Origin of the sequence: Mycobacterium sp. (assembly GCF_052143115.1) — a bacterium.
GTDB lineage: Bacteria > Actinomycetota > Actinomycetes > Mycobacteriales > Mycobacteriaceae > Mycobacterium.
In genome coordinates, this window is the sequence record NZ_JBKQTQ010000200.1 from 1 (window position 1) to 3,181 (window position 3,181).

Annotated in this window: 1 protein-coding gene and 1 pseudogene; both read left to right on the top strand. The window is 62.1% G+C overall.

Annotated features, from left to right (window positions below; all coding sequences use genetic code 11):
• The first annotated feature begins 195 nt into the window (after positions 1 to 195).
• On the top strand, positions 196 to 1,710 hold the full coding sequence (gene istA / locus ACLQI9_RS21090; protein ID WP_442392133.1) for an IS21 family transposase: 1,515 nt from the start codon (positions 196 to 198) through the stop codon (positions 1,708 to 1,710).
• 10 nt (positions 1,711 to 1,720) lie between these two features.
• Positions 1,721 to 2,440, top strand: a pseudogene (istB, locus tag ACLQI9_RS21095) (IS21-like element helper ATPase IstB); the annotation flags it as partial.
• Positions 2,441 to 3,181: the final 741 nt, after the last annotated feature.

A 3,181-nucleotide genomic window follows, 5' to 3' on the forward strand; every position in this document is an offset into this window, starting at 1 on the left:
TGCGCGCACCGATTGATTGCGACCACTGATTCCGATTGATCGCGATCAGGCGTACCGATTGATCGCGACCACCTGTTCCGATCGATCGCGACCAGGCTGTGGACGGGTAACCGGCTCCGTTGGGTGATCTGCGAATCGTCATTGCCTTTGTTCCCTTTGAGAGGGAGCAGGGCGATGCCAGGACGGAGATTATCCATGCGCAAGATACGCGACGTGCTGAGGCTGCGTGCCGGCGGCATGTCGAAGCGCCAGATCGCAGCCAGCCTATCGATCGGGGTGACGGCGGCGGGCGAGTGCATTCGGCGTGCAAGGCGGGTCGGCTTGAGCTGGCCCCTGCCTGAGGACCTAAACGACGAGCGGCTGGAGCGGCTTCTGTACCCGCCGCCAACGGTTACGGCCAAGGACCGGCGACCACAGCCCGACTGGCCGGCGATCCACCGGGAACTGCGTCGCCCGGGTGTGACGCTGCAGCTGCTATGGGAGGAGCATCGGAGCGTACATCCTGACGGTTATGGCTACAGCCGCTACTGTGACCTTTACCGCGCTTGGGAAGGGCGCCTGGCGCCGACCATGCGGCAAGTGCATGTCGCTGGCGAGCGGATGTTCGTGGACTATGCCGGCAAGACATTGGAGATCGCGGACGGGACGACCGGCGAGGTTCGCGTATGCCAATTGTTTGTCGCCACGCTCGGCGCCTCCAACTACACGTATGCGGAAGCCACCTTTACACAGCGCCTTGTTGATTGGATTGGCTCGCACGTGCGGGCCTTCGCGTTTTTCGACGGCGTTACCGCGCAGATCGTCAGCGACAACCTGAAGTCCGGTGTCACCAAGGCGTGTTTCTACGAGCCGGAGGTTAACCGGACCTATGCAGATATGGCGGCTCATTATGGTACAGCTGTGCTTCCGGCACGTCCAAATAAACCACGTGATAAAGCTAAAGTTGAAGTGACGGTGCAGGTGGCGACTCGCTGGATCGTAGCCAAGTTGCGCAATCGGCGTTTCTTCTCGCTCGCCGCAATCAATGATGCCATCAGAGATCTAGTCGAGCAACTCAACACCCGTGTGACACGGCATTTGGGAACCAGCCGTAGCGCGCTGTTTGATCAGTTAGATCGCCCGGCGCTCAAGAAGCTGCCGGTCGAACCTTACGTCTACGCAGAATGGAAGGAATGCAAGGTCAGCTTCGATTATCACGTAGAAGTCGAGCGGCATTACTACTCCGTGCCGCACATGTTGCTGCGGCAGACAGTGTGGGTTCGGGTCACGGTACGTACCGTGGAGGTCTTCCATCACGGCCAACGGGTCGCGGCTCATATGCGATCGTCATCGAACCGGCAACACACCACAGTGCGCGAGCACATGCCAAGCAGCCACCGTCGCTATGCCGACTGGACACCAGAGCGGATCAGACGGCAGGCCGGCGAGATCGGACCCGATACCGCTGCACTGGTTGAGATCATCATGCGCGAGCGCTCTCACCCCGAACAGGGCTTCCGCGCCTCGGTCGGCATCGTCCGGTTGGTCAAGAGTTTTGGCCGCCAACGGTTGGAGGCGGCATGCGGTCGGGCGCTGGAGATCGGCGCGCGCTCCTTCACCTCCGTCAACTCGATCCTGAAGAACAACCTCGAATCCAAACGGCCCGCACCCGCCGCGGACGAGCCGGCGATTGCGCACAACAACATCCGTGGCCCCCGTTACTTCCATTGAGGAAAACACAATGCTGACCCATCCCACCCTTGACCAGCTCAAGGCTTTGAAGCTCGATGGTATGGCCGATGCCTTCGTTGAGCTGCAAAACCAACCCCAAGCTGCCGAGCTCGCACACCCGGAATGGTTGGCGCTGCTGCTCGATCGCGAGGCGGCCAATCGCAACACCAAACGCTTTAAAGTCCGGCTGCGCAGTGCCAAGCTCCGCCACGGCCAAGCAGTTGTCGAGGACGTCAACTACAGAACTCCGCGACGGCTCGACAAAGCGCTATTCCAGCAACTTGCGGCTGGCAGATGGATCGCCGAGCATCGCAATTTGATTGTCACTGGTCCGTGTGGCGTCGGCAAGTCTTGGCTATCCTGCGCGCTCGCCCAGAAGGCTTGTCGCGACGGATACACTGTGGTCTACGCCCGCGTGCCGCGGTTGTTCGCCGATCTGGAACTCGCCCACGGTGACGGCCGCTTCACCCGCATGTTCCGCGCCCTGGTAAAGGTGGATTTGTTGGTCCTCGACGATTGGGGTCCGGACCGGCTCACTGCCAACCAACGGCGCGATCTGATGGAGATCGTGGAGGACCGCCATGGTAGCGGCTCGACGCTCATCACCAGCCAGCTCCCAGTGGACAAATGGCACGACGTCATCGGGGAGCCGACATTCGCCGACGCAATCCTCGATCGCATCGTCCACAACGCCTATCGGCTCGAATTGGACGGCCCATCCATGCGCAAGTCCGGAGCCACCGAGCAGGCCGAACCCGAGATGCCATCGGCGAACGAAGCAGCCATGACCCGGGGACCAGCCCCCAAGCCAGCAAAAGGAAACCGGGAATGACCGCCGAGAAAAGCTCCCCGCCCGCCCCGGTGGGTCAACAGGGACCTCCCGCGCGCAACGCTGTGCCAGCCGTGAGGGCGCTCCGCGTTGCGCGCGGGTCCCTCCTATTGACTACCGGGACGGCCTCTCGCCGTGCTTGACCAACCCCCGGGAGACTGACATCACCACCTTCATCCAACGGCGCTGTCAGCACCCGCGCCGCACTGGTCGCGATCGATCGGAATATCGGGTCGCGATCCGTTGGAATGGGTGGTCGCGTTCGTCGGTATGCGCACGCATCACGCCAACGCGGTCAATGGCGCCGAGTGACACCACAACTGCCTGGGCAGCTGCGAGCCACGGGAGCCATGCACGCCGAGGTCGACCGCGCCCATCCTCGAACTCTACATGGAACGCCGCCACCAGCCCGGCCTGCTTGGCGGCGAAGTCGGGACGGCGTCATAAATTGGAATTCTTGTCATTAAACTGGGGACATCAGCAGCGATCGGCGAACGCGCCCTCGGAAAGCTGGTCGCGATCGGCAGGACGGGCGGGTCACTCCCGCCTGGTTGCTCTGTCCGCTGTCCGAGGTGGACCCGCCACGGTGCGGACCACGTCCAAGCTTCAGCCCATGACCCGAAAGAGACCTGCGAGCGAAAT

Bases quoted from the DNA above. Each gene is read 5' to 3' on its own strand.
- istA (WP_442392133.1), top strand. From the start codon at position 196: ATGCGCAAGATACGCGACGTGCTGAGGCTGCGTGCCGGCGGCATGTCG.